This is a genomic window from Burkholderia sp. HI2500 (assembly GCF_002223055.1).
Lineage (GTDB): Bacteria > Pseudomonadota > Gammaproteobacteria > Burkholderiales > Burkholderiaceae > Burkholderia.
Genome location: NZ_NKFL01000004.1, coordinates 1,605,972 through 1,632,949 on the forward strand (window position 1 = coordinate 1,605,972; position 26,978 = coordinate 1,632,949).

The 26,978-nt window shown below is 66.9% G+C and carries 27 protein-coding genes; 9 read left to right on the forward strand and 18 right to left on the reverse strand.

What is annotated here, in order from left to right; all coding sequences use genetic code 11:
• Positions 1-6 precede the first annotated feature (6 nt).
• On the reverse strand, positions 7-570 hold the full coding sequence (locus CFB45_RS10150; RefSeq protein ID WP_089425514.1) for a DUF2975 domain-containing protein: 564 nt from the start codon (positions 568-570) through the stop codon (positions 7-9).
• 229 nt (positions 571-799) lie between these two features.
• A complete protein-coding gene (locus tag CFB45_RS10155) occupies positions 800-2,191 on the reverse strand; it encodes a sigma-54 interaction domain-containing protein (protein ID WP_089425515.1) in 1,392 nt (463 codons plus the stop codon).
• Positions 2,192-2,439: 248 nt separating this feature from the next.
• Between CFB45_RS10155 and CFB45_RS10160 the strand changes: the two genes are divergently transcribed.
• The 3 genes from CFB45_RS10160 to CFB45_RS10170 are packed head-to-tail and all read left to right on the forward strand — an operon-like array spanning position 2,440 to position 5,848.
• A complete protein-coding gene (locus CFB45_RS10160) occupies positions 2,440-3,324 on the forward strand; it encodes an MBL fold metallo-hydrolase (protein WP_089425516.1) in 885 nt (294 codons plus the stop codon).
• A 31-nt stretch (positions 3,325-3,355) separates the two neighbouring features.
• Positions 3,356-5,023: a bifunctional protein tyrosine phosphatase family protein/NAD(P)/FAD-dependent oxidoreductase gene (locus CFB45_RS10165; protein WP_089425517.1), complete on the forward strand. Its 1,668-nt coding sequence runs from the start codon at positions 3,356-3,358 to the stop codon at positions 5,021-5,023.
• Positions 5,024-5,041: 18 nt separating this feature from the next.
• The gene (locus tag CFB45_RS10170; protein WP_089425518.1) at positions 5,042-5,848 is read left to right on the forward strand and encodes a sulfite exporter TauE/SafE family protein; all 807 of its coding nucleotides are present in this window, start codon (positions 5,042-5,044) and stop codon (positions 5,846-5,848) included.
• 252 nt (positions 5,849-6,100) lie between these two features.
• On the opposite strand, the gene CFB45_RS10175 is transcribed toward CFB45_RS10170, so the two are convergent.
• The 5 genes from CFB45_RS10175 to CFB45_RS10195 form a co-directional block, all read right to left on the reverse strand.
• Complete coding sequence (locus CFB45_RS10175; RefSeq protein ID WP_144025194.1) at positions 6,101-6,502, reverse strand: hypothetical protein; 402 nt, start codon at positions 6,500-6,502, stop codon at positions 6,101-6,103.
• 146 nt (positions 6,503-6,648) lie between these two features.
• Positions 6,649-7,470 (reverse strand): ABC transporter permease subunit, encoded by an 822-nt coding sequence (locus CFB45_RS10180; RefSeq protein WP_039357879.1) that lies wholly within the window; start codon positions 7,468-7,470, stop codon positions 6,649-6,651.
• Complete coding sequence (locus CFB45_RS10185) at positions 7,467-8,393, reverse strand: ABC transporter permease subunit (RefSeq protein WP_089425520.1); 927 nt, start codon at positions 8,391-8,393, stop codon at positions 7,467-7,469. The genes CFB45_RS10180 and CFB45_RS10185 overlap by 4 nt, the downstream gene beginning before the upstream one ends.
• A complete protein-coding gene (locus CFB45_RS10190; RefSeq protein ID WP_089425521.1) occupies positions 8,390-9,550 on the reverse strand; it encodes an ABC transporter ATP-binding protein in 1,161 nt (386 codons plus the stop codon). Before CFB45_RS10190 ends, CFB45_RS10185 begins: the two co-directional genes overlap by 4 nt.
• Positions 9,551-9,635: 85 nt before the next feature.
• Positions 9,636-10,730, reverse strand: a complete 1,095-nt coding sequence (locus CFB45_RS10195; RefSeq protein WP_047900781.1) for a polyamine ABC transporter substrate-binding protein — start codon at positions 10,728-10,730, stop codon at positions 9,636-9,638.
• A 428-nt stretch (positions 10,731-11,158) separates the two neighbouring features.
• On the opposite strand from CFB45_RS10195, the gene CFB45_RS10200 reads away from it, so the two are divergent.
• Positions 11,159-11,362 (forward strand): DUF1289 domain-containing protein, encoded by a 204-nt coding sequence (locus tag CFB45_RS10200; protein ID WP_010095552.1) that lies wholly within the window; start codon positions 11,159-11,161, stop codon positions 11,360-11,362.
• 81 nt (positions 11,363-11,443) lie between these two features.
• On the opposite strand, the gene CFB45_RS10205 is transcribed toward CFB45_RS10200, so the two are convergent.
• The 3 genes from CFB45_RS10205 to CFB45_RS10215 all read right to left on the reverse strand — a co-directional run bounded on the left by CFB45_RS10205 (position 11,444) and on the right by CFB45_RS10215 (position 14,900).
• Positions 11,444-12,085, reverse strand: a complete 642-nt coding sequence (locus CFB45_RS10205) for an OmpW/AlkL family protein (protein WP_089425522.1) — start codon at positions 12,083-12,085, stop codon at positions 11,444-11,446.
• Between the two features lie 65 nt (positions 12,086-12,150).
• A complete protein-coding gene (locus CFB45_RS10210) occupies positions 12,151-13,341 on the reverse strand; it encodes an NAD(P)H-dependent flavin oxidoreductase (protein WP_089425523.1) in 1,191 nt (396 codons plus the stop codon).
• Between the two features lie 122 nt (positions 13,342-13,463).
• Positions 13,464-14,900 carry an aldehyde dehydrogenase family protein gene (locus tag CFB45_RS10215; protein ID WP_089425524.1) on the reverse strand — a complete coding sequence of 479 codons (1,437 nt, stop codon included), beginning with the start codon at positions 14,898-14,900 and terminating at the stop codon, positions 13,464-13,466.
• A 134-nt stretch (positions 14,901-15,034) separates the two neighbouring features.
• Between CFB45_RS10215 and CFB45_RS10220 the strand changes: the two genes are divergently transcribed.
• A complete protein-coding gene (locus CFB45_RS10220) occupies positions 15,035-15,796 on the forward strand; it encodes a hypothetical protein (RefSeq protein ID WP_089425525.1) in 762 nt (253 codons plus the stop codon).
• Between the two features lie 314 nt (positions 15,797-16,110).
• Positions 16,111-16,476, forward strand: a complete 366-nt coding sequence (locus tag CFB45_RS10225) for a hypothetical protein (protein ID WP_089425526.1) — start codon at positions 16,111-16,113, stop codon at positions 16,474-16,476.
• Between the two features lie 131 nt (positions 16,477-16,607).
• Here CFB45_RS10225 and CFB45_RS10230 read toward each other — a convergent pair whose 3' ends face one another.
• Positions 16,608-17,087 (reverse strand): DUF2501 domain-containing protein, encoded by a 480-nt coding sequence (locus CFB45_RS10230; protein ID WP_089425527.1) that lies wholly within the window; start codon positions 17,085-17,087, stop codon positions 16,608-16,610.
• 267 nt (positions 17,088-17,354) lie between these two features.
• Here CFB45_RS10230 and CFB45_RS10235 point away from each other — a divergent pair, with 267 nt between their 5' ends.
• Positions 17,355-17,903, forward strand: coding sequence for a hypothetical protein (locus CFB45_RS10235; RefSeq protein ID WP_089425528.1), 549 nt, complete (start codon positions 17,355-17,357; stop codon positions 17,901-17,903).
• An 85-nt stretch (positions 17,904-17,988) separates the two neighbouring features.
• Entirely contained in the window at positions 17,989-18,564 is a 576-nt protein-coding gene (locus tag CFB45_RS10240; RefSeq protein ID WP_089425529.1) for a polysaccharide deacetylase family protein, read from the forward strand.
• A gap of 12 nt (positions 18,565-18,576) precedes the next feature.
• Here the strand turns inward: CFB45_RS10240 and CFB45_RS10245 are convergent, their stop codons facing one another.
• On the reverse strand, positions 18,577-19,542 hold the full coding sequence (locus CFB45_RS10245) for a phosphotransferase (protein ID WP_089425530.1): 966 nt from the start codon (positions 19,540-19,542) through the stop codon (positions 18,577-18,579).
• A gap of 25 nt (positions 19,543-19,567) precedes the next feature.
• Between CFB45_RS10245 and CFB45_RS10250 the strand changes: the two genes are divergently transcribed.
• Positions 19,568-20,257, forward strand: coding sequence for a cephalosporin hydroxylase family protein (locus CFB45_RS10250; RefSeq protein WP_089425531.1), 690 nt, complete (start codon positions 19,568-19,570; stop codon positions 20,255-20,257).
• On the opposite strand, the gene CFB45_RS10255 is transcribed toward CFB45_RS10250, so the two are convergent.
• The 6 genes from CFB45_RS10255 to CFB45_RS10280 form a co-directional block, all read right to left on the reverse strand.
• The gene (locus tag CFB45_RS10255) at positions 20,214-21,422 is read right to left on the reverse strand and encodes a glycosyltransferase (protein WP_089425929.1); all 1,209 of its coding nucleotides are present in this window, start codon (positions 21,420-21,422) and stop codon (positions 20,214-20,216) included. The two genes, CFB45_RS10250 and CFB45_RS10255, sit on opposite strands and share 44 nt — an antisense overlap.
• Positions 21,423-21,429: 7 nt before the next feature.
• The gene (locus CFB45_RS10260; RefSeq protein WP_089425532.1) at positions 21,430-22,491 is read right to left on the reverse strand and encodes an asparagine synthase-related protein; all 1,062 of its coding nucleotides are present in this window, start codon (positions 22,489-22,491) and stop codon (positions 21,430-21,432) included.
• Positions 22,488-23,345 carry a 4Fe-4S cluster-binding domain-containing protein gene (locus CFB45_RS10265; RefSeq protein ID WP_089425930.1) on the reverse strand — a complete coding sequence of 286 codons (858 nt, stop codon included), beginning with the start codon at positions 23,343-23,345 and terminating at the stop codon, positions 22,488-22,490. Before CFB45_RS10265 ends, CFB45_RS10260 begins: the two co-directional genes overlap by 4 nt.
• A 22-nt stretch (positions 23,346-23,367) precedes the next feature.
• Positions 23,368-24,360 carry a phosphotransferase enzyme family protein gene (locus tag CFB45_RS10270; RefSeq protein ID WP_089425533.1) on the reverse strand — a complete coding sequence of 331 codons (993 nt, stop codon included), beginning with the start codon at positions 24,358-24,360 and terminating at the stop codon, positions 23,368-23,370.
• The gene (locus tag CFB45_RS10275; protein ID WP_089425534.1) at positions 24,361-25,110 is read right to left on the reverse strand and encodes an FkbM family methyltransferase; all 750 of its coding nucleotides are present in this window, start codon (positions 25,108-25,110) and stop codon (positions 24,361-24,363) included.
• Positions 25,111-25,354: 244 nt separating this feature from the next.
• A complete protein-coding gene (locus CFB45_RS10280; RefSeq protein WP_069248073.1) occupies positions 25,355-26,947 on the reverse strand; it encodes an ABC-F family ATPase in 1,593 nt (530 codons plus the stop codon).
• Between the last annotated feature and the right edge of the window lie 31 nt (positions 26,948-26,978).

The following is a 26,978-nucleotide window of genomic DNA, read 5'->3' on the forward strand; positions in this document are numbered from 1 at the left end:
CGCGCCTCAGACGAACTGGCGATGCTCGGCGTCGAGCGTACTCGCCTGCCGGAGGATGTGTGCGATCACGGCAATGCAGGCCGCGGTGAACAGCGCGACGACGTACGGCAGACCGAAGCCGATGCTGACCATGCGCTGGCCGACCGGTTCGAGCATCGTCGCCCACATACTGAGGAGCGGTTCGCACAGTACGCTCAGCAATACCCACAGGCCGATCCCGCGCCCGGTCTTGCCGAGATGGCCGGCCGCTTGCGCGGAGAAATAGTCGCGGTGCGCATACGTGCGGAACAGCAGACGCAGGTGACGCAGGCCGTTCGCAAGCGCGACGAGCGGTACGCCCGACAACAGAAAGCCGCCGACCTTCTGCCACCACGGGAACGCAGCGACGTCGACGTTCAGGTTGGAGATCACCGAGTCGGACAAGCCGAATGCAAACCCGGGCCCGGTACGCATCAGGATCAACGACGGAAAGGCCCAGAACGCTGCGTTAAGCACCAACAGGCCGACGATCAACGACAGCGTGACGGCAGCCATGCGCTGGCTGATACGGGCAATGCGATCGGAATGCATGTGAAGTCCTCGACGGGGAATGAACGTGCGTCGAGTGTACACCGATAATTATCGTAAAACGATAATTAATCGTTGCTCTGGAATGATTTTTTATCGCATGGCATGTTCGACTCACCTCGACAGGCGCGCGTCGCACGCACCGTCGCGCCCGCCGATCATGAACGAAGACGCCCCCGGATCGAACGCGCCATTATCCGCATGGGCACATCGCGCCGCCATTGCACCCCGCTCACCCACCGCGCGACCCGAGCCCGAGCGCCTTCAGGCGGCGGTACAGCGTCCGCTCGCTCATTCCCGTCCGTTCGGCCAGTGCCTTGCGCGTGCCGGCGAACCCGCTCGCGATCCGCACGAGTTCGGCATCCGTCAGCACACCAGCCGCCCCCTCCTGCGGCACCGCCGATGCGACAACCAGCTCGGCCGGCAGATGCTCGACGCGGATCGTCCCGTCGTCCGCGAACAGGCACGCGCGTTCGAGCACGTTGCGCAGCTCGCGGATGTTGCCCGGCCACGCATACGCATCGAGACACGCACGCGCGCGCTCGGTCAGCACGAACGGCCGGGCCGCGAACGGCCGCGCGCCCGCGTCGCCCGCGCCGGCACGCGCGTTCGCGATCCGCCGCAGGATCGACTCGGCCAGCAGCGCGACGTCCCCGCGCCGCTCGCGCAGCGCCGGCAACGGAATCGGAAACGCGTTGATCCGGTAGTAGAGATCCTGCCGGAACCGGCCGTCGTCGATCATCTCGCGCAGCGGCTTGTGCGTCGCCGCGACCAGCCGGAAATCCGCGCGCAGCGCCTCGACGCCGCCGACGCGGCGGAACGTGCCCGACTCGATCAGCCGCAGCAGCTTCACCTGCATCGGCAGCGGCACGTCGCCGATCTCGTCGAGAAACAGCGTGCCGCCCTGCGCAGTCTCGACGAGGCCCGGCTTGCGTTGGTTCGCCCCCGTGAACGCGCCCTTCTCGTAGCCGAACAGTTCGCTCTCGAACAGCGTCTCGGCGATCCCCGAGCAATCGACGACGACGAACGGCCCCATCGCGCGATCGCTCGCCTCGTGCAGCGCACGGGCGAACAGCTCCTTGCCGGTGCCCGATTCGCCGAGCAGCAGCACCGGCAGCATCGAGGGCGCCACGCGCTGCAATGCGCCGAGCGCCGCATTGAACGCGTCGGCGCCGCCGACGAGCCCTTCCGCGCTCGGCTGCGCGGATGCGCTGCGCACCGTCGTCAGCCGCTCGACGTACGCGATCACGTTGCCGTGCGCATCGAAGATCGGCCGCAATTCGACGTCGACGTGCTCGGGGCCGCGCGGCGTGTGGTGGATGTGCAGCACGCGGTTCAGCCCGCGCGATTCGAGCGCCTGCTTCATCGGGCAATGCTCGCCGGCCTGGTCGCACGGCACGTCGTAGTGATGCGAGACCTCGAAGCAGTGCCGGCCCACGTGCTCGACGCCGGCGACGCCGAACTGGCGCCGGTACGCATCGTTCGCCGCGAGGATGCGGTAGTCGGGATCGACGACGATCATCGGCTGCGGATCCTGCTCGAGATACGCGACGAGCGCGCGCACGTCGGGCATGACGTCGTGGCGCGGCGCGGGGACGATCGGGATGGTGTCGTGCGGATTCATGCGGACGCTCGGTGAAAGGCAGCCTGACGAACTGCCAGGCAGGCTGCCAATTCTGCCACGACACTGCCAAACATGGCAGTCAGAAGCCGCAGCCGGGTGCCGCCAACACCCGCGCATCGCTGCAACCGCCCCGAAAACCCGAGCCGAATCAAATCCCTGGCGGATCGGCCGGTGCGTCGGCGCACGCTGGCACGCTTCTTGAGTGACCCATCCCGATTGCAGATGCAGAACCCGATCGAGGACACCCCGTGAGCCATGCCACCACGCTGTCGGTCGAAGGCTTTTTCGACCCGGCGACCCACACCGTCAGCTATCTGCTGCTCGATACCGCGAGCCGTGCGTGTGCGCTGATCGACAGCGTGCTCGACTACGACCCGAAGTCCGGCCGCACGCACACCGCGAGCGCCGACCGGCTGATCGCCCGCGTCGCCGAACTCGGCGCCGACGTGCACTGGCTGCTGGAGACCCACGTGCACGCCGACCACCTGTCGGCCGCGCCGTACCTGAAGGAACACGTCGGCGGCCGGATCGCGATCGGCTCGCACGTGCGCCGCGTGCAGCACGTGTTCGGCACGCTGTTCAACGCAGGCCCCGGCTTCGCGCAGGACGGCCGCCAGTTCGACCGGCTGCTCGACGACGGCGACACGCTCGCGCTCGGCGCGCTGACGATCCGCGCGGTGCATACGCCGGGCCACACGCCCGCATGCATGACCTACTGCGTCGACGACGCGACGCAGCGCGCGGCCTTCGTCGGCGACACGCTGTTCATGCCCGACTACGGCACGGCGCGCTGCGACTTCCCGGGCGGCGACGCACGCACGCTGTACCGCTCGATCGCGCGCGTGCTCCGCCTGCCGCCCGACACGCGCCTGTACCTGTGCCACGACTACCAGCCGGGCGGCCGCGACGTGCAGTTCGTGACGACCGTGGCCGAGCAGCGCCACGCGAACGTGCACGTGAAGGACGGCGTGACCGAGGACGATTTCGTCGCGATGCGCACCGCGCGCGACGCCACGCTCGCGATGCCCGTGCTGATGCTGCCGTCCGTGCAGGTCAACATGCGCGCCGGCCACCTGCCCGAGCCCGAAGACAACGGCGTGCGCTACCTGAAGATCCCGCTCGACGCGATCTGAGCGACACGCCCCCCATCCGGAGACCCCCGACATGACCATCCGCAAGCTGACCGACACGCTGTCGGTCTCGCCGCAGATCGCGGCGGCCGACCTGCCCGCGCTTCACGCGGCCGGCATCCGCGCGATCATCTGCAACCGCCCCGACGGCGAAGGCCCCGACCAGCCGACCGTCACCGAGATCCGCGCGGCCGCCGCGCCGCTCGGCATCGACGTGCATTACCTGCCGGTCGATACGGGCAAGGTGACCGACGACCAGGCCGCACAATTCGGCGCGCTCGTCGCGTCGCTTGAAGGCCCGGTGCTCGCGTACTGCCGCAGCGGCACGCGTTCGGCCACGCTGTGGGCGCTGTCGCAAGCCGGCCTGCGCCCGCTGAACGACATCGTCGCGACGGCCGCTGCGGCCGGCTACGACCTGCGCGCGCTCGCGTCGCGGGTCGTGCAAGGAGGCAAGCAGGCGGCACCGGCCGTCGACGCGCGGCACGACATCGTGATCGTCGGCGCGGGCGCGGCCGGCATCGCGGTTGCATCGAGCCTGCTCGCGCGCGATGCGTCGCTCGATATCGCGGTGATCGACCCGGCCGACGTCCACTACTACCAGCCGGGCTGGACGATGGTCGGTGCGGGCGTGTTCCGGCCCGAGACCACCGCGCGCCGGATGACCGACGTGCTGCCGCGCGGCGTGCACCGGATCCAGGCCGCCGTCGCCGGCTTCGAGCCCGACGCGCAGACGGTCGTGCTCGACGGTTGCCGCCGCATCGGGTATCGCAAGCTCGTCGTGTGCCCGGGGCTCAAGCTCGACTGGCACGCGATCGACGGCCTCGCCGACACGCTCGGCCGCAACGGCGTCACGTCCAACTACCGCTACGATCTCGCGCCGTACACGTGGGAGCTGGTGCGCGCGTTCCGCGGCGGCAACGCCCTCTTCACGCAGCCGCCGATGCCGATCAAGTGCGCGGGCGCGCCGCAGAAGGCGATGTACCTGTCGTGCGATCACTGGCGGCGCGCGGGCCGCCTCGAAGCCGCGAACGTCGAGTTCCTGAATGCGGGCGGCGCGCTGTTCGGCGTCCCCGACTACGTGCCCGCGCTGATGGAGTACGTGAAAAGCTACGACATCGCGCTGTCGTTCGGCCACAACCTCGTGTCGATCGACGGGCCCGCACGCCGCGCGACGTTCGCGCGCGCGCTGCCGGACGGCGGCAAGGAAACCGTCGTGCGTTCGTTCGACATGATCCATGTCGTGCCGCCGCAGAAGGCGCCCGACTTCGTGCGTTCGAGCCCGCTCGCCGACGCGGCCGGCTGGATCGACGTCGATCCGGCGACGCTGCGGCACCGGCAGTTCCCGGACATCTACGCGCTCGGCGACGCGACCAACACGACCAATGCGAAAACGGCCGCGGCCGCCCGCAAGCAGGCGCCCGTCGTCGCGCACAACCTGCTCGCGTCGCTCGGCCGCGCGCAGGGCGACGCCGCGTACGACGGCTACGGCTCGTGCCCGCTCACCGTCGAGCGCGGCAAGATCGTGCTCGCCGAATTCCTGTACGGCGGCAAGGTCGCGCCGACCTTCCCCGCGTGGCTGATCGACGGCAAGCGCCCGTCGCGGCTCGCGTGGCTGCTCAAGGAGCGCGTGCTGCCGCCGCTCTACTGGAAGGCGATGCTCAAGGGCCGCGAATGGCTCGCGAAGCCCGCGATCGCACGTTGACCGGAGCCCGCTGACGTCATGCTGATTTCCCTCGTACTGGGCGGTTTCGTCGGCGCCGTGCTGGGCCTGACCGGCGCCGGCGGCGGCATCCTCGCGGTGCCCGCGCTCGTCGTCGGCATGGGCTGGCCGATGCAGCAGGCCACGCCCGTCGCGCTGGTCGCGGTGGCCGGCAGCGCCGCGCTCGGCGCGCTCGAAGGTTTCCGCCGCGGGCTCGTGCGCTATCGCGCGGCGCTGCTGATGGCCGTGGCCGGCGTGCCGCTGACCACGCTCGGCGTGCGGCTCGCGCACGTGCTGCCGCAACGCCTGCTGCTCGCGCTGTTCGCGCTGACGATGCTGGTCGTCGCCGGCCGCCTGTTGCGGCAGGCGCTGCGACACGCGCCGGTCGACGCGGAAGCGTCGCCGCTGTGCGTCGGCCGCGTGAACCCCGATACGGGCCGGCTCGTGTGGTCCTGGCCGGTCGGCGTCGCGCTGGCGTCGACCGGCGCGATGACGGGCCTGATGACGGGGCTGCTCGGTGTCGGCGGCGGCTTCGTGATCGTGCCGATGCTGCGCAAGTTCACGAACGTGTCGATGCACGGGGTCGTCGCGACGTCGCTGATGGTGATCGCGCTCGTCGGCACCGGCGGCGTGTTCGCCACGCTCGTGTCGGGCACGCGCGCACCGCTCGACGTGACGCTGTGGTTCACCGTCGCGACCGCGCTCGGCATGGCCGCCGGTCGTGGCGCGTCGCGCCACCTCGCCGCGCGGCACGTGCAGGCCGGGTTCGCGGCCGTGCTCGTGTGCGTCGCGCTCGGGTTGCTGGCGAAGGCGGCGTTCGGCGCGTGAGGTGGCATACGACCGGCGCGGGCAACGGGCCGGAGGCACGTTGACACTCCAGCCATGCACGGCCGCCACGGCAGTCTGGACGACGCCCGGCAAGCGCTTCACGTACTGACCGGCGCCGCCCCGCGCGCAGCGCCACCCAACAAAACGCCCGGCCCGACTCGTCGTCGGCACCGGGCGTTTTCTACAGCGACGGGCACCACCGTGCCCACGGAACGATAGCCGGTCGTCATCAAAACAGACGCGGCGTGACCGTCATTTGAGCCATTCACGCAGCCTGCCGGCAATGCTGAATCGCTCGACATACCCCAGCGCCGAAACCGCGCTCATCGCTCCGATTGCCGCATACAGCAACAGCATTTCTCCATGCCTTCCGACGTCCGGCCATGCAGCATTGGTCAGAACCGCAAGAACGATCGAACCCGCAACGCCGCCCACGATGACCAGCATCGGCAAGACCGCCTTCCGCGGAAGCCGTGCGCCTGCCCAATAGACCGGATACGAAAGCAGCAAGGCCACCGGAAATGCAATCGCGAAAGCAACCACGGAAAAAACGATCGACACACTGCCGAAATCCCTGACGGACAAAATGCCGATGAGCAAGCCGGCCACGATCGCGGCAGTCAGACTTGCGCCAAGCAAATCAGAAATCTTCAATTTTTTCTCCCGTGGCGCCCGCCGCAATTCGGCGCCGCTTCGCCACTTTTGCCGGGCACATCTGCAAGCCCGTCTCGTCAAACAAAACGCCCGGCCCGACTCGTCGTCGGCACCGGGCGTTGTCCATCGCGATCGCAACCCGAGAGTCAGGTCGCGAACCCCGCCATCCGCTTGCGTTCCTGGCGCAGCATCACGAAGTTCGCGATCACGACGCCGGCCGTCACCGCGACGATGAACAGCGTCGCGAGCGCGTTCATCTCCGGGTTCAAGCCCAGCCGCACACGCGAGAACACCACGAGCGGCAGCGTCGTCGAGCCGGGGCCCGACAGGAACGCCGACAGCACGAGGTCGTCGATCGACAGCGTGAACGACAGCAGCCAGCCCGCGATCAACGCCTGCGAAATCAGCGGCAGCGTGATCGTGAAGAACACCTTCAGCGGTGTCGCACCGAGATCGAGCGCAGCTTCTTCCAGCGACGGATTCAGCTCGCGCACGCGCGACTGCACGATGATCGCGACGTACGAGATGCACAGCATCACGTGGCCGAGCCAGATCGTGAACACGCCGCGCTCGGCCGGCCAGCCGATCCACTTCGCCAGCTCGATGAACAGCAGCAGCAGCGAGATCCCCTGGATCACCTCGGGAATCACGAGCGGCGCGTTGATCATCCCGCTGAACAGCGCGAAACCGCGAAAGCGTCCCATCCGCGCGAGCACGAAGCCGGCCCACGTGCCGATGAACACCGACGCGAACGCGGTCAGCACGCCGATCTTCAGCGACAGCCACGCGGCCGTCAGCAGCTCGTCGTCCTCGACGAGCGCCGCGTACCAGCGGAACGAGAAGCCCGACCACACGGTGACGAGCTTCGACTCGTTGAACGAATAGACGATCAGGCTGATGATCGGGATGTACAGGAACGCGAAGCCGGCAAACAGCGCCGCGAACTGCAGGTAACGATTCGGCTTCATCGGCGGCCTCCCTGCTCCTTCGCCTGGAAGTGCTGGAACATCGCCATCGGCACGAGCAGCAGCAGCACCATCGCGCAGGTCACCGCCGACGCCATCGGCCAGTCTGCGTTGTTGAAGAACTCGTTCCACATCACGCGGCCGATCATCAGCGTGTTCGCGCCGCCGAGCAGTTCGGGAATCACGTACTCGCCGACCGCCGGGATGAACACGAGCAGGCAGCCCGCGATGATCCCGTTCTTCGACAGCGGCAGCGTGATCTGCACGAATGCCTTCCACGGCTTCGCGCCGAGGTCGTACGCGGCTTCGAGCAGGCGCAGGTCCATCTTCACGAGGTGGGCGTAGAGCGGCATCACGAGGAACGGCAGGTACGAATAGACCATCCCGATGTACACCGCGTAGTTGGTGCGATACAGCTCGATCGGCGTATGCGTGAGCCCGATCCACATCAGGAAGTTGTTCAGCAGCCCGTTGTTCTTCAGGATGCCGATCCACGCGTACACGCGGATCAGGAACGATGTCCAGAACGGCAGCATCACGCCCATCATCAGCAGGTTGCGGGTCGCCGGGTTCGAGCGCGCGATGTAATACGCCATCGGATAGCCGATCAGCAGACACAGCAGCGTCGTGATCGCGGCCACCCACACCGAATTCACGTAGGTCGCGAAATACAGGCTGTCCGTGAACAGGAACGCGTAGTGCGACAGGTTCAGCGCGACGTGCACGACGCCGTCCGCGTACGACGCGAGCTCCGTGTACGGCGGGATGCCGAGCTGCAGCTCCGCGAAACTGATCTTGACGACCAGCACGAACGGCACGAGGAAGAACAGCACGAGCCACGTGAACGGCCCGGCGACAACCGCCGTGGCGCCCGTCAGGTTGAAGCGCCGCACCGGCCACTCGAGCAGGGACTTGAACGCGGTCATGACGTCAGCACCACGCCGGCCGTCGCGCTCCAGCGCACGTAGATCTCGTCGCCGAGTGCCGGCGTCTCGAGCTCGGAAATCGCGAGGCTCGACACGTTCGCGATCACCGTCTTGCCGCCGTCGAGCTTCACGTGATACAGCGAGTAGCCGCCCATGTAGGCGACGTTGCTGATCCGGCCGCGCGCCCAGTTGAACGCGCCTTCGGGCGGCTTGCGCGTGAGCGCGATCCGTTCGGGGCGCACCGACACGGTGACCGGCATCCCGAGCGGGCCCGAGATCCCGTGGCTCACGTACAGCCGGCTCGGCAGCTCCGGCGATTCGATATACACGTGGTCGGGTTCGTCCTCGACGGTCACGCCGTCGAACAGGTTCGTCGAGCCGATGAATTCGGCCGAGAAGCGGCTGTTCGGATATTCGTACACCTCATTCGGCGAGCCGATCTGCACGATCTGCCCTTCGCTCATCACCGCGAGGCGATTGGCCATCGTCATCGCCTCTTCCTGGTCGTGCGTCACCATGATGCAGGTGACGCCGACCTTGTTCAGGATGTTGACGAGCTCGATCTGCGTGCGCTGGCGGATCTGCTTGTCGAGCGCGGACATCGGCTCGTCGAGCAGCAGCAGCTTCGGCCGCTTGACCAGCGAGCGCGCGAGCGCGACGCGCTGCTGCTGGCCGCCGGACAGCTGATGCGGCTTGCGCTTCGCGTACTTGCTCATCTGCACGAGTTCGAGCGCCGAAGCGACGCGCTCCTTCAGCTCGGCCTTCGGCGTGCCTTCCTGCTTGAGACCGAACGCGACGTTCGACTCGACCGACATGTGCGGGAACAGCGCATACGACTGGAACATCATGTTCACGGGCCGCTTGTACGGCGGCATCTGCGCGAGGTCCTCGCCGTCGATCAGGATCTTGCCCGACGTGACCGTCTCGAGGCCCGCGAGCATCCGCAGCAACGTCGACTTGCCGCAGCCCGAGCTGCCTAGCAGCGCGAACAGCTCGCCCTGGCGCACGGTCAGGTTGACGCTGCGCACGGCTTCGGTGTCGCCGAATTTCTTGACGACGTCGACGATCTGGACAAAGGTCTCGGCGCGCGCATCGGCGCCGGAGGAGGAAACGGAGGACGGTGCGCCCGCGACCGGCGCACCCGACTGGCTATTCATGATGTGCTGCTTCTCTCCTGCGTTGAACGAACAAAGCCCCCGGGGGCACCAGGGGCTTCATGACTGCCGGGAACATCGGCGCGTGTCAGCGGCCCGACTTCAGCTCGGTCCACAGACGCGTCTGCAGACGCTGGATTTCAGGCGGCAGCGGCTTGAGCAGGAACAGCGTCTTCACGACGTCGGCCGGCGGATAGACGGCCGGGTCGTTCGCGACGTCGGGCCGCACGTACTTGCGGGCCTCTGCGTTGGCGCTCGGGTAGTACACCGCGTTCGTGATCGCCGCGTGCACCTTCGGATCCTCGATGTAGTTGATCCACTGCAGCGCGGCATCCTTGTTCTTCGCATCCTTCGGGATCGCCATCACGTCGAACCACACCGGCGCGCCGCCCTTCGGAATGTAGTACTCGACCTTGTACGGCTTCTTCGCCTCGATCGCGCGATGCTTCGCGATCACGACGTCACCCGACCAGCCGAACGCGAAGCAGATGTCGCCGCCGACCAGGTCGTTGATGTAGCCCGACGAGTTGAATTGCGTGATGTACGGGCGGATCTTCTTCAGCACTTCCATCGCGGCCTTGTAGTCGGCCGGGTTCGTGCTCATCGGATCCTTGCCGATGTAGTGCAGCGTCGCCGCGAACATCTGGTCGGGGGCGTCGAGCACCGACACGCCGCAGGTCTTCAGCTTCGAGATGTTTTCCGGCTTGAACAGGATGTCCCAGTTGTCGAGCGGCACCTTGCCGAGCGCCTGCTGCGCCTTCGTCAGGTTGTATGCGAGACCGGTCGTGCCGTACGCCCAGGGCACCGAGTACTTGTTGCCCGGGTCCGCGCCGGCGACGAGCGCCATCAGTTGCGGATCGAGGTACTTGAGGTTCGGCAGCTTCGACTTGTCGAGCGGCGCGAAGATGCCGGCGGCGATCTGCTTGCCCGCGTAGTTGCTGGTCGGCACGACGATGTCGTAGCCCGAGCTGCCCGTCAGCAGCTTCGCCTGCAGCGTGTCGTCGCTGTCGTAGTTGTCGTAGCGGACCTTGACGCCGGCCTGCTTCTCGAAGTTCGGGATCGTGTCCTTCGCAATGTAGTCCGACCAGTTATAGACATTGAGCTGCGTATCCTTCGCCGCTGCCGCCGATGCACCCACGCACAGCGCGAGCGCTGCGAACCGGCCCACTACCTTTGCTTTCATCCCGTTCTCCCTACGGCCGGACCGTGTGTCCGGCTGCCGTCTGCCTCGTCATGACGGCGCATTCTGGCGCGCCGCCCCTCGAAAACCCCGAAAACTACCATCATTCGCGCCCCGTCACAAAAAAATCATGCCGGTGTCGCGCAAACGGAACAGATTACCGCCGCCGGCCAGGCTGGCCGCCCGTGCGGCGGGGCGTTCCCGGGGAATTCTATCGGGTAATCGGCGGCTGTCCACCGGGAAAAACGGGCGGCGGCGCACCCGCGTCCGCCGGCCGGACGCGAACCGCCTGGCGCGCTGTGCCCGAACCCGCCGCACTGTCACGCCGCTGCACCGGTACGGCATGCCGGCCGCCCCCGTCCGACCGTCCGACCGTCCGGCCGCGATGCATTAAAATGGTGGCTGACGATTCAACTGCGTGAACCCTTCCGATGGCCTCCAATCTCCACGACCTGCCCGACAGCCCCTGCATCGGCGTGTGCTCGACCCTCTTCGACGAAGTCTGCAAGGGCTGCGGCCGCACGGCTGCCGAAGTGTCGAACTGGGTGTTCCTGAGCGACGACGAAAAGCGCGCGGTGTGGGAGCGCATCTCGCGCGAAGGCACCGCGATGCGCTTCCAGTACGACAAGCTGTAAACCCACCGCCGCCGCGCATAAAAAAAGCGGCATGCCGACCGACATGCCGCCAACCCCAACTCTGTTCTTTTCCCTTCGCGTCTAGAACTTCATCCCGACGCCCACGCCGACGATCAGCGGATCGATGTGCAGCGTGCCGATGCCCTTGTCGCCCAGCGTCGCATCGGTGCTCATCCAGATCTTCTTCACGTCGACGTTCATGAAAATCTTCTTCGTCACCTGCACGTCCACGCCGAACTGCAGCGCGGGGCCGAAGCTGCTCTTGTTGATCGACACGCCCTGCCCGCCGACGTTGAGCCCGTTGTTGTAGAAGTACGTGTAGTTCACGCCCGCACCGACATATGGACGCACCTTGCCGGCATGATTGAAGTGGTACTGCAGCAGCAGCGTCGGCGGCAGCACGCCCACGCCGCCGAGATTGCCGACGCTCGACGTCAGCTGGTGCCGCGACGTGCCCAGGATCAGCTCGACGCCGAGGTAGTCGCGGATCATGTACGTGAAGTCGAGCTCGGGCACGATCGCGTTGTTCACCCCGACGTTGAGCGCACCCAGCGTGTCGCTCGCGCGTTCGTTCGGCTGGATGCTGATCGCGCGCAGCCGGACCAGGACGTCGCCCTGGTTGATGCCGTCGCCCGGCGAGGCTGCGTGCGACAGCGAAGGCATCGCGGCGAAAGCGACAGCAACGGCCGCAGCGGTGACACAAGTTCGAATCGTTTTATGCATGGTACGGACCCCCAAAGAATGGTTTCCATTCTCCCTGTAGGGTCTTTTCTTTATCTTGATATTCGTCAAGCCAGCGTAAACGTGGGGCGGTTTGCCGCAGGCTCCGTCGCACAGCCCGTCAGCAGCAGGTCGAGCAAATCGCGCACGCTGCGGATCGCACGGCCGAACGGCAACGCTTCGCGGCCGCGGAAGAACAGCCCGTTCGCCACGTCGCCGCGCAGCGCGGCCGCGAGCCGCGTATCGATGCAGAAATGGCCGAACTTCTCGATGCCGTCGCGCAAGCCGCATACGCTCAGGCATTCGAGCGCGGTCGGGCAACGCTGTTTCAGCGCACCGAGCTTGGTGCGGATGCGCGTCTCGTTGCGCAGGTAACGATCGAGCCACGGCGTCTTCACCGCGCGCGCGGGCAACCCGGTCACGCTGACGAAGTCGACGATGTCCTCGGGCGTCGCGTCGGCCAGCACGCGCTTGAAGTGCGGATGCGCGTCGCCCTCTTCCGTCACCGCGAACGGCGTCCCCACCTGCACGCCGTTCGCGCCGGCGTCGAACGCCGCGCGCACCGTGTCGTGGCTGTTGATCCCGCCCGCAACGATCAGCGGGATCGTTTCGCGCGCGAGGCCGAGCGACGCCATCACCTGGGCGGTCTCGTCGAGCACGCGCGCGAAATCGAAGCGAGGGTCGTGCATGTCGTCGATCTGCGTGACGCCGAGATGGCCGCCCGCATGCGCCGGATGCTCGATCACGATCGCGTCGGGCAGGCGCCCCTTCTTCATCCATTTCTTCAGCACGAGCGCGATCCCGCGGCTATCCGACAGGATCGGAATCAGCGCGATGTCGTGCCCTTGCGTGAGATCGGGCAGATCGAGCGGCAGGCCCGCGCCCATCACGATCGCGTCCGCCCCCTCGTCGCACGCGACCCGCACGTAGTCGGCATGCGCGCTCACGGCCTTCATCACGTTGACCGCGATCATCCCGCGCCCTTCGCTGTAGGTCTTCGCGAGGCGGATCTCGCGTGCGAGCGCCTCGAGGTTCGCGGCCTCGAGCGTCGCGCGATCGGGTTGCGCGCGACAACGCGCGAGCAGGTCCGCATGATGGTGGCGCAGGTCGATGCTCGCGATCGTGCCGACCGCGCCTTCTCGCGCGACGCTGCCCGCCAGCCGGTGCGCGGAGATGCCGACGCCCATGCCGCCCTGCACGACGGGCAACAAGGTGCGGCCGCGAATCGTCAGCGGCGGAAAGGAAGTGCGTACGGTCATCTGAAACCTCGTCGGAACATCGGAACCGCGATGATCGACGATCCACCGACGCGCACCTTGACGACCGTCAATAAAAAACGGCACGCGAGCGTGCCGTTTTCATGTCATGCCGTGAGAAACGCTCAGGCCGGCTTCGCGGGCTTCAACTGCATCGACTTGTACTCGAGATATTCTTCGAGCCCGTACACGCCGTTCTCGCGGCCGTGTCCCGACTGCTTGTAGCCGCCGAACGGCGCGGCCATGTTCCATGCGCCGCCGTTGATGTCGACCTGCCCGGTGCGGATGCGGCGCGCGATGCCCATCGCGCGTTCGTCGCTGCCGGCCCATACCGCGCCGCCGAGCCCGTACGGCGAATCGTTCGCGATGCGCACGGCCTCGTCTTCATCGCGATACGTGATGATCGACAGCACCGGCCCGAAGATTTCTTCCTGCGCGATCGTCGATTTCGGATCGACGCGGCCGAACACGGTCGGCTTCACGAAGAAGCCTTTATCCAGCCCTTCCGGCAGGCCCGTGCCGCCCGTCACGAGTTCGGCGCCTTCGTCGATCCCGCGCTGGATGTAGTCCTGCACGCGCTGCTGCTGCACGGCCGATGCCAGCGCGCCGAGGCGCGTCGCATCCTGCCGCGGATCGCCGGCGACGTAGGTTTCGGCCGCCGCCTTCGCGATCTCACGCGCTTCGTCGTAGCGCGCTTCCGGCACCAGCATGCGCGTGTGCGCCGAGCAGGTCTGCCCCGCGTTCAGGTAGCACGCGTTGACCGTGCCCTTCACCGCCGTCGCGAAATCGGCATCGTCGAGGATCACCGACGCCGACTTGCCGCCCAGCTCGAGTGCAACGCGCTTGACGCCCGCGGCCGCCAGCTCGGCCACGCGCTTGCCGGCGCGCGTCGAGCCTGTGAACGACACCATGTCGACGTCCGGATCGGTGGCCAGCACTTCACCGACGACCGGGCCATAGCCGCACACGAGGTTGAACACGCCGGCCGGCAGCCCGGCTGCGTGAATCGCTTCGGCGAGCATGAACGCGTTGAGCGGCGCGACTTCGGACGGCTTCAGGACGACCGTGCAGCCGGCCGCGAGCGCCGGCGCAACTTTCAGCGTGATCTGGTTGAGCGGATAGTTCCACGGCGTGATCGCCGCGACGACGCCGACCGGCTCGCGCACGACGAGCGAGTTGCCGACCTGTGCCTCGAATTCGAACGACTCGGCGAGCTTCGCATACGCCTTCCAGTTGTAAATCGGGCCGCCGACCTGGATCGCGCGCGACAGCTTGATCGGCATCCCGACTTCGCCGGTGATCGACTGCGCGAGTTCCTCGCTGCGCGCCTGCAGATGCTCGACGATCTTGCGCAGGTAGCCTGCGCGCGTCGCGGGCGGCGTGGCCGCCCACGCGTCGAAGGCTGCGCGCGCCGCGCGGATCGCGTCCTGCGCGTCGGACGCGACACCTTCCGGAATCCGGCCGATCACGGCCTCGGTGCCCGAGTCGATCACGTCGATCGTCCCGGTGCCGGCCGGTTTGCGCCACGCGCCGTCGATATAGAACTGGTCGTAGATTTTCATCGCTTTCCGCCTCCAGGAAAGCCGCCATTCTAGCGAGCGTTTCCGTCCGCCGGTGTGACCCGGCGTGACGATTGACAGCCATTCGAAAGGTCTTTAGCCTCGGCGCCTCATTCATCATAAGAAAGGAGAATGCCTTGAGCATCCTGACCAAAATCGAGGGCGGCTATCTTCAGGTATTGCGCGTGATCGTGCTGTTGTTCGCGACCGCAGTCCTGATCGGCGGGGTCATATTCGGCGCGGTCGCACTCGATGCGCGCCTGTCGAAACCGCCGAAGGTCGATTCGGCCATCCAGGTCGATCCCGCATCGTTCGCGTGGGAGAACGATGCGCCCGTCAAGGCCACGCCGGCCGCCGGCGGCGCCGCAGCCAAGGACGACGATGCGTCGCCCGCGCTGCGCCTGTCGACGCAACTGTCGGGCATCGTGCAAAAGCACGGCCGCGCGGCCCTGTCGCCGGACTACGCGGTCGATCGCGACGCATACGAGCCGTCGTTCCAGCGCGTGCTCGGCGACGACGACCATCCGGACGTCGCGTACTACGAACAGCAGATCGCGTATCTCGACAAGGTGCTGTCGCGCCCGGACGTCGCGGCCAGCGTCAAGAAGAAGGTCACCGGTCACGGCGACGAATATGCGCGCGAGCAGGCGTACACCGACGTCGTGTCGACGGTCATGCGCGACTTCTCCGAGCGCTACGACGCACGCCGCACCGCGATCGACGACGAAAAGAAGGCCGCGGAAGAAACCGCTGCCGAGAACGGCCAGACCGCGCGCTACGCGGGCGTCGCCGCGCTCGTCGCGCTGTATTCGTTCGTGTCGCTCGCGGTGCTGATCATCCTGATCCGCGTCGAGCGCAGCATTCGCTCGATCGCGCGCGCCACGCACACGACGACCTGAGTTCGCTCACCGGCAGCCGGGCTCGCGGGCCGGGCTGCGGCGGGCCCGGCAACGGGCCCGCTTCACGGTGCCGACGGCCGTTCCCCGGCCGCCTCATCCCGCGCCGCGCCTCACGCGCTTGCGCACTTTCCGTTCCCGCTGCCCCCTCACTTCGCCGTCGGCGATCCTCGCCGGCGCGGCGTCCGTTTCACCACCGCCATGTCAGCATCCGCCCGGGTGCGCGGTCGGGCCCGCATCGTGCTATGTTTTTATTATCGGCACCGGCCCAATGCAACCGGCGCCGCCCGGAATCGACGTATTTCGTGAGCGCTGCCATGTCCGACGCACCCCATATCCTCGGCTCGCAAGATCGCCTGGAACTGCTTTGCTGGCTCACCTGCGGCAATCTCGGCGCGTTTTACCTCAACGAATCGTGGCCGGACGCCACGTTCCAGGTCCAGGCCGCGCACCGCTGGCTCGACCGCCATCGTCGTCAGGCCGACTGGCTGGCCGTTGCCAAGCTCGCGGCGCTCGCGCAGGACATCGCAAAGCGGCATGCCGGGTTCGTCGATGCGTCATGGGCGCGCGACGCGGTCGAGGAAATCGTCGATACCGACGATCTCGACTATCGGGCGAAACTCGTGCAATGGGTCTACGAAGACTGCTGCAAGGCGCTCGCCGACAAGCGGCTGGCCGATTGAGTCCATGCGTGCGGGCCGCGACAGCGCGCGGCCGCCCGTCTTCTCATCGATGATGTGCGCGGGGCGGCCGGAATGGCCTGCGGAAGCGGTACGCATCGCACCGCCCCCTGCGCCGCCAAGCACCGCGACACTTACAGCAGCGACTTCGCCTGCGTCAGCACCTTGTCGCAGATCTGCTTGGTCACCTGCTGCTTCAGGCCGCCGCCGCTCAGGTCGAGCTTGCTGCCGTTGCCGGCATCGAGGACCCCGCTCGCGCCGCTGGTATAGCCGCTGTCGGACGATGCGTTGCCGCCGAGCTTGCCCATCAGCGCGTCCTTCACCGACGACGCGCCGCCGGACGCCCCGCCGAGATAGTTGTTCTGGATGCAGAACTGCAGCAGGCCGGCGACGTTCCCGGTGCTGCCCGGCATCAGCGACGCACCGCCCCCGCCCGTCAATGCACCGCCGAGGCCGCCGAGATTGCCGAGCGCACCGCCCGCGCTGCCGCCTGCATCGCCACCGCCGCCGACCTGCTTCAGGACATCGCCCAACTGCGCATGCGCCACCGAAAACGGCGCGAGCAATCCGATCAGCGCGCCGGCAACGGTCGCGCGGTATAGACGTGCATTCATATGAAGCCTCCCGGTTGTGATGACATGAGTACCGCGAATCGAATCCAAGGATACGCAATCGACCCGTGCATGACAGCCTTCGAAGGCGGCCTGAAACGTCAGGCATCGTGATATCGCCGCAATTTGACAAAGCTTGACGGCGAGCCGTGTGCGGAACGTCGGTTTGGCGCAGGCTCGCGCGGCGCGCGTGAAGCGGCATAGAATCGTCGTCGCCGGCCGTTCGGACCCTCCGGCCCGATCCCCATCCCGAACCTGAAGGATGCTCGCGTGATGCTTGCCCATCGACTGCTGCTGATCGCCGGCGCATCGGCCGCGCTGCTTTGGGGTTCCGGCACCGCCCGCGCGGCGACGGCGACGGCCGCCGCCGCATGCCCGTCGCCTTCGTTCGACCGCTATCCGGCACTCGCTGCGAGCGCGCCGCGCAAGCCGGCCGCGGCACCCCGCCTGACCACCAGGGAAACCCGCCGCTACCGCACCGTCATTCGCGACGAATTCACGCAACCGGCCAATTTTGCCGGCCACTACCGGGTCGCGGTCTGGGGTTGCGGAACGGATTGCCGGAATTTCGCGATCGTCGACAAGTACACGGGCGCGACGTACACGATGCCCGGCGTGCAGGCCATCGCAGGCGTGATGGGCAACGACGAGGAGCGCGTCGATTTCCGTCCCGGCAGCAGGCTGCTGATCGTCGCGGGCTGCTTCAACGACGAATGCGACGACAACAGCGCGAAGGCCGCCCGGTTCTTCTACGCGTGGACCGGCACGCAGTTGCGTCGGATCGGCACCTGTCCGCTGGCGATCGAGCCGCTTCAGTAGCCGACCGATGGATGCGCATGCCGCCGCTCGCCGCGACTTGCGCTATCGTTGCTCCGGTACACCTTGAACGGCGCACCCATCCGCGATGTCCATTCGCCTCAGTTTCGACGACGGGCCCGGCCCCTCGACACCCTTCTTGCTCGATGTTCTGCACGCCGCGTCCTGCCACGCGACCTTCTTCCTGCTCGGCCAGAATCTCGCAGGCGCACTCGACGTCGCGGCAAGAATGGCGAGCGAAGGCCACCTGCTCGGCAATCACACGCATTCGCACGCGAGGCCGGGCGCGCTGGCGAACGATGCACTGATCGACGAGATCGAGACGACCGACGCGCTGATTCGCGAAGCCTATCGTCGAGCCGGCGTTCCAGCGCCGGACACGATTCCATTGCGCCTGCCTTACGGCCTGATGCCGGAGGACAGCCGCGCCGGCGTGCTGGCGCGGCTGCAGCGCGAACACACGGGCTGGACCGCGATACTGGACGACTGGCACCGGCCGGCGCCGTCGCCGCAGGCGCTGTTCGACGCGATGTGCGCGCACGTCGACGCCAGCGCGGCACGGCAACGTGACGTGCTGTTCTGCATGCACGACGGATCGCGGCACGGCGAGGCGCGGCCCCATACGGTCGAAGCGGTACGCCTGTTCCTGAATCGGCCGCGCTGATAAAGCAGCCGGTTAGCGTACCGGCGCCGCACCACCGAGCAACTGCCTCCAGCCGCCGAGAAAGCCGATGCCCGGCCCCAGTGTCCACAGGCCGCGTTGTGCGGCTTCGAGATGGATCAGCGTCTGGTCCGCGCAGAACAGGGCCATCAGCGCATCGCGTCGATCATGCATCCAGTCCGGCACGTCATCGGGCCGCGTCGCGGCATAGGCTTGCAGGCCAGCATCCCAGCGCTGCGCATCGAATACGAAGCGGTCGTCCCTGCCTGCATCGCGCGACAGCGCGAACAACGCAAAAGCCGCTTCGAGCCACTGCGCGCCCTGCCCGACATCGTCGAAATCGAGCACGCCGTTCACCGCGTGCCCCACATACAGCAGGTTGCCCGCGTGATAGTCGCCGTGCAGCCAGTGCACCGCCCCCGTCAGCCAGCGGGCAGCAGCATCGAGATGTGCGCCGATCCAGTGAATCATCGTCTCGTAGTGGCCGCTCAAGTCACCCGGCAACGACGGCGCAGCGCGCGCCGCGACACGTGCGTGGCGCGCAGACAGCCAGGCGAGCGGCGCCGATTCGGTCACGGGTATCGCCGCCATCGCCGCATGCAGATGCGCAAGCGCACGCATCGCATCGATCGCGCCCGCCTCCGCTTCGTCCGGCAGGCCGGGGCGGCCGTCGATATGCTCGAACAGATGCAGCCAGCTTCCGTCGGGCAGTTGCACACCGGACTGTGCTTCAACGGTCGGCCGCAGCTTCGGCAATGCAGGCAGCATCGGCGCCGCACGCGAGCGGCCGAGATGGCCGAGCATCGCCGCCTCGCGATGCACCTGCTCGACCGCCTTGCCGGGCCACGACACGCGCAGCACCGTAGGCCCCGCATCGCACTCGACGAGATACGTTTTGTTAGTATGGCCCGACGCCAGCGCGCGCAGGTGCGCCGGCCCGATGTTCCAGTACCGGTGAAGCCACGGTTCCAGCGTTTTCACGTCACTCCTACTCGTTGCATTGACCATGTCAGAGCGTCCCTCGGCCCGCATGCGGGACATCAATATCGAATGGCTGACGCGCGCTGCCGAATTCGACCATCTATTCCAGACGCGCTGGCTCGGCGAGCGCTTCTTCCACCTGCCCGGCGACATGCTCGCGCTCCAGGAGCTGATCTGGCGCGAGCGTCCCGACTGCATCGTGCAGACCGGGATCGCGGCGGGCGGCGGCGTCGTATTCTCCGCGTCGATGCTGGAACTGGCCGGCGACAGCGGCCGCGTCGTCGCGATCGAGCCGCGCCTGCGCGACGAGGTCAGGCAGCGCCTGCAATCGCACCGGCTCGCCCACCGGATGACGCTGATCGAAGGCGAATCATGCGCGGCCGACACGCTCGCCTCGGTGCGTGCGCAGATCGATGACGGCGCACGCGTGATGGCGATCCTCGATCTCACGCACACCCACGCGCACGTGCTGCGCGAACTCGAATGCTACGCGCCGCTCGTGACGCCCGGCAGTTACGCGATCGTGATGGACACCATCATGGAGTACCTGCCCGCGTCAATGTTCGACGGCAAGCCGTACGGCAAAGGCAACAACCCGGCCACCGCCGCGCATGAATTCCTCGCTCGCGACAAGCGCTTCGAGGTCGACTACGACATCGAGGACCGCGTCCTCATGACGCTGTCGCCCGGCGGCTTCCTGAAGCGAGTGCGCTGATCAGGCGCGCCGCCTCGGCAGAACCGTCGCGCGACGCGTAGCTCGCGCGGATCCGCGCCGCCTGCTCGCGCAACGTCCCGGGCCGCAGCAGGCGTTCGAGCGCAGCGGCGATGTCGGCCACGCCGGCCTGCTGCAGATCCAGCACGCACCCCGCGCCGGCCCGCTCGACGAAGTGCGCCGAATGGAACTGGTCATTGCAGAACGGCGACAGCAGCATCGGCACGCCGCTCGCAAGCGACTCCATCACCGAATTCGCGCCGCCGTGACTGACGAACGCGTGCGTGCGCTGCAGCAGTGCCAGTTGCGGCACGTAACGCACGGCGACCACGCGCTCGTCATCGGCCGGCAACAGATCCGAATCGACCAGCTCGCCCACCGACAGCACCAGTTGCGCCGACGTCGCGCGCGTCGCCTCGATGACCTTCGCAAACACGTCGGGATGGTAGTAAAGCTGGCTGCCGAGCGACATGTAGACCAATGGACGATCCGCATCGAGGCGTTCCCACGGGAACGGCGTCTCGTCGCCGCGCGGGCCGGACGGCATTGCCGGGCCGACCAGCTCGACACCCGGCGGCGGCGCACCGACCAGCGCGTCGGTCGTGAATGCGAGCGTCAGGTGCGGAGAGAGGATGTCGCATCCGCGAAAACGCGCGTCGAGCCCGTAGCGCGCGAACAGCCGCGTGCGTTCCGGCGTGAGCCATCGCACCGTGCGCAGCAGTTCCGAATCGAGATCGTCCGGCAGCACCGGATTCAGCGAATTCGACATCGAGACCCACGGCAGCCCTTCCAGTTCGGCGGCAATTGCCGCCGCATAGAGCAGCGGATCGATCACGACCACGTCGGGCCGCCAGTCACGCAGCACCGCGCGAATGCCGTCTACTTGCGCGGGCGCGAGATCGATCAGCAGCGTGCGGATCCAGTGCCGCAGCCAGGCCGCGTCGCGAATGTTCGCGGCGAAGCTCGCGCCGCGTGACAGGTCATGGCGCTCGGGCGTCTCGCGCGGCCCGACGAATTCGAAGCCGCCGGCGCCGTCGAGCTGCGCACTGATGTCGGCCGGCGCATAGAACGCGACGTCGCACCCGGCGGTGCGCAGATGCTGGGCCGGGCCGATACACGGATTGACGTGCCCCTTTTCGGGCACCACGCAGAACAGGATGCGTTTCATGAACGATTCAGGTTGGGCGATGCGCGGCATCGAGGTGGTCGAAATGATCGAGGATCAGCGACAGCGTCGTCCACAGCACGCGTTCGGTATCCGCCTGCAGCGTGGGCGCGGCCAGGCCGAGCGTGTCGGCCAGCGCGCGCGTGCGGTCGCGATCGAGCAGCGCCGCGAGATCCATTGCCGGGGCGAGCCGCCCGCGCTTCGGGCCGTGCACGAGACGGTCCGGCAGGTTCAGACGCGCGCCGAGATCGCGCAGGCACTGCTTGTCCGGGTCGGGCGCGATGCTCGTCAGATGCGCGACGACGGCAGCGTCGACGAACGGCGGATGCAGATCGACCGACGCCGCATCGAACAATGCATGGCATAGCGGCAGATAGTTGGCCGACTGATCGCGTCGCAGCACCTGATCCGCGCCGTCGCCGGTGATGGCCACCTCGACGCCGTCCGCGGCCATCGCCTCGGCGAGCAGCAGCTTCGCGACCGGATGCAGGTTGAACATCGGCTCCTCGACCGCATGCGTCGTTCTCGGCAGCGCCGCGACGAAATCGGCCTCGTTCGCGCGCACGATCTTCACGTTCGCCTGCATCTGCGCGGCCAGTTCGAGTGCGGCATCGCGCTCGCAATAGTCCGGCATGTCGGTCACGAGGACATAGGACGTCACGTGCCGCTGCGCGCCGAGTTCGCGCAGCAACGCGAGCAGCAACGCCGAATCGAGCCCGCCGCTCAGCGCCAGCGCGACGCGCTTGCCGCTGTCGAGCGCGCGCTGCAGCGACGCGCGCAGCACGGTTTCCAGATCGGCGCGCTGCGGCTGCCCGGGTGCCGGCTGCACGGTCAGCCCTTGCGGCGAACGGATCAGCGCATGGCCGGGCGGCACCGCGCGCACGTCGCGCAACACGGTGCGGCCGACCAGCCGCTCGCCGCTCAGGTAACCGGCGATGGCCGCCGCGTCCGGCTCGCCTGCCGCTTGCCCCGACGCGTGCAGGACGGCCCGGATGCCGGACGCCGCCGCACCGCTGCGCGGATGGTAGTGAAGCCGGTCGAAGCCGAACAGGTCGCGCGTGCCGACGATCATGGATAACGCGCCTTCAAGGCGTCCACTTCAATGCGTTTGAGGATGCGATGCGGCGCCACCGGCGCGCTGCCGCCCTGGCAATGCAGGCACGCTTCGAGCGGCGCCTCGCGTTGCAGATAGGCAAGCATCGCGTCGAGCATGCCAGCGTCGTCGCACAGCGGCAGGCCGTCGGACTGAAAATCCTTCTCACCCTGGTAGAGCGTATGGAAATGCGCCGGACGCGTGCAGGTGTAGAACATGCCGTCGCGAATCATATGGCAGCGCTCGCGGATCCAGCAATCGTGATAAAGGCGCTGCGCTGCGTCACGATCGGTGCCGGGCTGCGCACGGTTCATCGTCGTGAACACGTCCTGCACTTTCCAGTTCAGGCGCACGTCGAAGCGCGCGGCCTGGCGCTCGATGTGCGCGACCAGGTCGGGCGACAGCGACGGCTTCGGATAGCGCGAGATCGTCAGCGCATCCACCGCCTGCCAGAACGCATCGGTCATCTCGCCGAGCTTCAGGCCGTTCGTCGTGACGGAGACCACGGGCGCGATGCCCGTGGCGCGCACGCGCTGGACGAGTTCGACGAGCGCCGGATGCAGCAGCGGCTCGCCGCCGACCAGCTTGAACATGCGCGGGCGCAGCACCTTCGCGGCGCGGCGCAGATCGGCTTCGATCGACGCGGGGCTTGCATACCACTCGGGCAGCAACGGCGACAGCGAGCAGCATTCCGCGCAGGTCAGGTTGCAGTGATCGACGATGTGCGCTTCGAGCGAGCGCGTCAGCACGCGCCCGTCTTCGACGCGGTAATCGCGATCGAGCGGCGGCGGAAACACATGCTGCCGCTCGGTGGGCGGCGTCGGCTTCGACATCCGGTTCAGATTGGCATTCACTTCAGCGTCCTGCTTCCACACAACGGGAAAAGAAATCGACCAGACGGTCGCGCGCATCCACCATCGCGGCGGCCATCGTCACCGCGCCGTTCAGATGCGATGCAAAGCGCGACGGATCGTCGAGCCAGCCTTGCACGATCCAGAGCTTGAGCGCGTGCTGCAGACACGCGGCATCGACCGCCCAGGCAATGCGCGCGGGATCGACCGGCCGGGTCCGCCGATAGGCCAGCACGAACGCTTCCGCCAGATGCGGCGCCTCCAGCGGCAGATGGTTCAGGCAACGCACCAGTTCGTATTCACGCGGTGCGCCGATCGACGCTTCCCAGTCGAGAATGAGCGGCGGCAGCGTGCCCGTGAACAGATAGTTGAACTGGTTGTAGTCGTTGTGGATCGGGTGCTGCGGATCGTCGGCGGGAAACGCGTCGATGCTGCCCGGATAGTAGCGGTCGAGCAGGCGCAGCGCGAGATCGACGTAGCGGCGCAGGTTGTCGGCGGCGTGGTTCGCGCGTGCGCGATCGAGTGCATCATGCAGGCTGCGGCGCACTGCGTCCGCGTCGATCGCGGTCAGGCGTGCGCGGATCGTGTCGAGCTGCGGCAAGTGAAGCTGCTCGAGCCTCAGATGCAATGCGGCCAGGCTCGCGCCGAGCGCATCCCATTCGGCCGGCGAAAACGTGTCGTAGGTTCTGAACTGCCCGGCTTCCCAGCGCGTCAGCATCGCGTGCGAGCCTTGTCCCGTCCACAGCGGCTCGCCGGACGTCGTGCGTTTCAGCATCTGCGCATGGAATCGGGGATCGCGATGCGTTTCCAGGTGAGCGAGCACGGCGGCCTCCTTGGCCGCACGCGCATGATGTTCGGACGCGTAGAGCTTGACCGCTACACCGCCGTCATCGGTCGGCAGGCGCCACACGCGTTCGCCGACCTGGCGCGGCGGCCCGCTGCGGCCCAGCGCATAGGCATCGCGGATCTCGTCGAAGGTCGCGGCGAGCGAGTCCATTCAGATGTGCTCGGCCGGCCCGTATCGATACGGATGGCCGCTCAGGAACGTGTTGTGCCCGACGTAGCGCACCTTGTACATCGCCGGGCGGAACAGCACCGAAGGCGCGTTGTTCGCGATGCCGAGCAGCGGGTACAGGTCCTGCCGCACGAAGAACGCGTTGTTGCCCATGTCGTCGCAGCAGACGAGTTCATAACCCTTCTGCCGGCCGAGATGGACGAGCGATTCGAGGCTCGCGCCGTAATACGTCGAGCCGTCCCATTCGTGGTCCGGATTGAAGCACATGACCCAGCGCTCGGGCGGCGTGTAGTACGGGTTGTATTCGATCACGACGATACGCGGCTGGAATGCTTGCAAGCCGCGCCAGACCCAGTAGTCGTTGCCGTCGATGTCGATCGACAGCAGGTCGAAGTCGGTTGGCGTGTTGGCATCGGCGAGCAACGTGTCGATCGTGTCGGGCTGGACGCGATCATGGTGCAAGCGAACGCGTTCCGCTCCCGCGTAGTGGGCGGCAAGCTTGCCGAAGCGGTACGCGCTACCTTCCACCAGCACGCCGGACCAATCCCGTTCGCGCAGCAACCGCGCGGTGTTGCTGTTGCGCAGGCCGTCGCTTGCGCCGATATCGACGCAGAAGCGGTTGGTCGGTGCGATCCGCTCCATCAGGCGCGACAGGATGCCTTCCTCGGTGCCCTGTGCATAGAGACTTGGCGCAAGGCCGGATAAATCGAGCGGGAGAGGATGGTCCTGCATCGAGGGGGCGGCTCCTGGTCGGAATTGAGGGTGGTATCCGGAGCGTAATTTACCCGAAGTCGATTGAGGGGAGGAAACGGGAATGTGCGACACCCCCGCGCTTCACCCGCACGGACATGAAAAAGCCCGCATCGACAATACTGTCGATGCGGGCCCGATGCGCTTCTCGCGGCTTCGCGTTGCTATGCGCTCCAGCTTCGTACCACGGCCGGACCGCAACACATGAACGGAAGCGTCAGGACACTTACTCCTGCCCCTGACTCGTCAGGAACTCCTCGTAATTGCCGCCGAAGTCGAACAGCGTGCCATCCGTCCGCACTTCGATGATCCGGTTTGCCAGCCCGCTCACGAACTCGCGGTCGTGCGACACGAAGATCAGCGTGCCTTCGAACTGCTCGAGCGCGATCTGCAGCGACTCGATCGACTCCATGTCCATGTGGTTGGTCGGCTCGTCCATCAGCAGCACGTTGTGGCGGCCGAGCATCAGCTTGCCCCAGATCATGCGGCCCTTCTCGCCGCCCGACAGCACCTTCACCGACTTCTTGATGTCGTCCGACGTGAACAGCAGGCGGCCCAGCGTGCCGCGCACCATCGTTTCGTCGTCGCCGTCCTTGCGGTACTGGTCGATCCAGTCCATCAGCGTGATGTCGTTCGGGAACTCCTCGTACGTGTCCTGCGGCATGTAGCCGACGTTCGCGTTCTCGGACCACTTCACCGTGCCGTGCTCGAGCTCGAGCGCGCCGAGCAGCGAACGCAGCAGCGTCGTCTTGCCCGCGCCGTTCTCGCCGATGATCGCGATCCGCTCGCCCGGCTGAACCGACAGGTTGAAGTTCTGGAAGATCGTGCGCTCGTACTTCTTCGTGATCTCTTCAGCGACCACCGCGACGTTGTGCAGCTTCTTCTCGAACTCGAAACGGATGAACGGGTTCTGGCGCGACGACGGCTTGAATTCCTCGATCTTGATCTTGTCGATCTGCTTCGCGCGGCTGGTCGCCTGACGGGCCTTCGACTTGTTCGCCGAGAAGCGGCGCACGAAGTCCTGCAGTTCCGCGACACGCTCCTTCGCACGCGTGTTCGCCGCGGCCTGGCGCTCGCGCGCCTGTGCCGACGCGAGCATGTAGTCGTCGTAGTTGCCCGGCCAGACCTTCAGCGTGCCGAAGTCCATGTCGGCCATGTGCGTGCACACCGAGTTCAGGAAGTGACGATCGTGCGAGATGATGATCATCGTCGAGTTGTACTCGTTGAGCGTTTGCTCGAGCCAACGAATCGAGTTGATGTCGAGGTTGTTGGTCGGTTCGTCGAGCAGCAGCACGTCCGGCTTCGAGAACAGCGCCTGCGCGAGCAGCACGCGCAGCTTCCAGCCCGGCGCGACGTCGCTCATCGTGCCGTTGTGGAATTTCTCCTCGATGCCGATGCCGAGCAGCAGCGCACCCGCGCGCGCCTCGGCGTCGTAGCCGCCGTATTCGGCGAACTTGCCTTCGAGCTCGGCGGCGTGCATGTAGTCGTCGTCGGTGGCTTCCGGGTTCGCGTAGATCGCGTCACGCTCGGTCATGGCGGCCCACATCTCGGTGTGGCCCATCATCACGACGTCGAGCACGCGCACGTCTTCGTACGCGAACTGGTCCTGGCGCAGCTTGCCGAGACGCACGTTCGGCTCCAGCGCGACGTTGCCGGCGCTCGGCTCGAGGTCACCGCCGAGGATCTTCATGAACGTCGACTTGCCACAGCCGTTCGCGCCGATCAGACCATAGCGGTTGCCCTCGCCGAATTTGACCGAGATATTCTCGAACAAGGGCTTCGGCCCGAATTGCATCGTGATGTTGGCAGTAGAAAGCACGGCAGGTCCCGTTAAAGGATAAATCGACGGA